This is a genomic window from Ferruginibacter sp. (assembly GCF_031430955.1).
Lineage (GTDB): Bacteria > Bacteroidota > Bacteroidia > Chitinophagales > Chitinophagaceae > Ferruginibacter.
Genome location: NZ_JANPCM010000484.1, coordinates 1 through 2,617, shown reverse-complemented (window position 1 = coordinate 2,617; position 2,617 = coordinate 1). Strand labels below are relative to the sequence as shown.

At 37.3% G+C, this 2,617-nt stretch carries 3 protein-coding genes; 2 read left to right on the top strand and 1 reads right to left on the bottom strand.

Features of this window, described 5'->3' with window-relative positions; translation table 11 throughout:
• Positions 1-179: 179 nt before the first annotated feature.
• The gene (locus ACY65O_RS13440) at positions 180-665 is read right to left on the bottom strand and encodes an RNA polymerase sigma factor (RefSeq protein WP_462221371.1); all 486 of its coding nucleotides are present in this window, start codon (positions 663-665) and stop codon (positions 180-182) included.
• A 283-nt stretch (positions 666-948) separates the two neighbouring features.
• Here ACY65O_RS13440 and kbl point away from each other — a divergent pair, with 283 nt between their 5' ends.
• Both kbl and ACY65O_RS13430 read left to right on the top strand, forming a co-directional pair.
• Positions 949-2,136 carry a glycine C-acetyltransferase gene (gene kbl, locus ACY65O_RS13435; protein ID WP_462221370.1) on the top strand — a complete coding sequence of 396 codons (1,188 nt, stop codon included), beginning with the start codon at positions 949-951 and terminating at the stop codon, positions 2,134-2,136.
• Positions 2,137-2,232: 96 nt separating this feature from the next.
• Positions 2,233-2,617: hypothetical protein (locus ACY65O_RS13430; protein WP_462221369.1), on the top strand; the 385-nt coding region annotated here is incomplete at its 3' end.

Here is a 2,617-nt window from a genome sequence, read left to right as displayed (position 1 = left end):
TCTGCTTTTAAATCTGCATTATCCTGCACAAATAATTCCACAGCATTTCTTTCCGCCGCAGACAGTTCATTGTCTATGTACAGTAAAAAAAACTCTTCGTAATTATTTCTGTTTAAAATCATAGTTGATAGTTGATAGTGGTTAGTTGTTAGTGGGCAGCCTTTCTGTCATCTGCCAACTTAAATAACGTTTTCCACCCTCACAATATATTCCCTCAATTGCAATCTTGCCCGGTGTAAATAAACTTTTACCTGGCTTTCGTTTAGTTCAGTAATTTTTCCAATCTCTTCGTAACTGTAGCCCTCATAATCTTTAAGCATAACCAAACTGCGTTGCAGATCGCTAAGTTTACTCAACGCCTCATTTAAAATGCGTTTAGTATCCAGTTTTGGATCTACAGTTCCCCGGGCATTTTCATTAAATTCTTCTCTTAAACTAATCCTTTTATTCTTTCTGATATGATCAATCATTTGGTGATAAGCCACGGTAAACAAAAAGCTTTTACACCTTTCATTATCTACCGTTTTCCTGCTCACCCACATTTTTTCAAAAGCACCCTGTACTACATCTCTTGCATCCTCTTCGTGCCTCAAATTTTTAAGGATAAAGCGGTACACATTATCTGCATACAGGTTAACGCATTCATTGTACTCTCTCTCAGTCATACAAGGTTGTTGGGGAAAAAGGTTAGTTTTTTTTGTACAATACGAAGGTCAGTAATAAAATGTTACAGTAAAGGGCAAAAATAAATTTTTGCCCCAACTTTATAGCTATAGTCAGCATTGTTGTGTCACTCACTTGTACGGCATACCTTTATTGGGCTTTTATCTAAGCGTATTTATGCAATATCAATCTCCCCAATCATCTTCTAAATTTCCCCTCTCCGCCAGCTGGCGGAAGGATAGGTGGGGCTTTTTATCCTAAATTTGCACCTACTAAACTAATCACATGAACCAAAAATTTGTACAGCGCATTGCTGCAGAACTTTCCGAAATTGAAGCTGCAGGCCTGTCTAAAAAAGAACGCATTATTACCAGCGATCAGGGTGCCGAAATTATTGTGGGCGGAAAAACAGTCTTAAACTTTTGTGCCAATAATTATCTCGGTCTTTCTTCTCACCCCAAAGTAGTTGCTGCCGCAAAAAAATATATTGATTTAAGAGGGTATGGCATGAGCAGTGTTCGTTTTATTTGCGGCACACAGGATATTCATAAAGAACTGGAAAAAAAACTGGCTGATTTTTTAGGTACAGAAGATACCATTTTATACGCTGCGGCTTTTGATGCTAATGGCGGCGTGTTTGAACCATTGTTTGGCGAAGAAGATGCCATCATCAGCGATGCATTAAACCATGCCAGCATAATTGATGGCGTACGTTTATGTAAGGCTCAGCGCTACCGTTATGAGCATAATAATATGGCCGACCTGGAAACTAAATTAAAAGAAAGTGTTCATTTACGCAGCCGCATTATTGTAACCGATGGCAGCTTTAGTATGGATGGCACCATTGCACAATTAGATAAAATTTGCGACCTCGCCGATAAATATGATGCTATTGTAATGATTGATGAATGTCATTCTTCGGGCTTTTTAGGCAAGACAGGAAGAGGCACACATGAATACAGAAATGTAATGGGCCGGATTGATATTATTACCGGCACATTGGGCAAAGCATTGGGTGGCGCAAGCGGTGGTTTTACCAGTGGCAGAAAAGAAATTATAGAAATGTTACGCCAGCGCAGCCGTCCTTATTTATTCAGTAACACCGTTGCGCCAAGTATTGTGGGTGCAAGTATTGCGGTATTAGATATGTTGAGTGAAACAACAGAACTGAGAGATCAGTTAGAATACAACACCAAATACTTTCGCAGTAAAATGACAGAAGCCGGTTTTGATATTAAACCCGGCGATCACCCAATTGTACCTATCATGCTGTACGAAGCAACTGTTGCACAAAACTTTGCTGCTAAATTACTGGAGGAAGGTATTTATGTAATTGGATTTTTCTTTCCTGTGGTGGCAAAAGGTCAGGCAAGAATAAGGGTGCAGTTAAGTGCAGCACATGAGCAGGCACATTTGGATAAAGCGATTGCGGCGTTTACGAAAGTGGGGAGAGAGTTGGGGGTGTTGAAGTGAAAAAAGGCTGCTATTTAATTGGTATTTAAAAAGGCAAAAATAATTTGGAAAATAAATAAATGTAAAGTATGTTTGACGTAAAATAAACTTTACATCATGCCTGTCATTAAACTTTTATCTAACAAATTCAAACTGATTGGTACTATAATTTTAGTATTAACCATTCCGCTGGTTTTTCTGTTGGTATATTTTTTTCCACAAATTAAAAGCCATGCCGGGCTTGCTAAATCTATTGCATCAATCATTGCAATTATTGGTTTTGCATTAATTATTTTTTCAAGAGAAAAAATTGAAGATGAATTTATTGAAAACTGCAGGTTAAAGGCTTTTGCAATATCATTTTCGATAGGTATCACTACCTATATCATTTACGAAATTTTATTTATTATAGATAAAGAGCCATCAAGAACAATATTTCAGGCTTTATTTAATCAATGCTTATTTTATGTGGTATACTTTTATCTTCTGAAAAATAATTTCT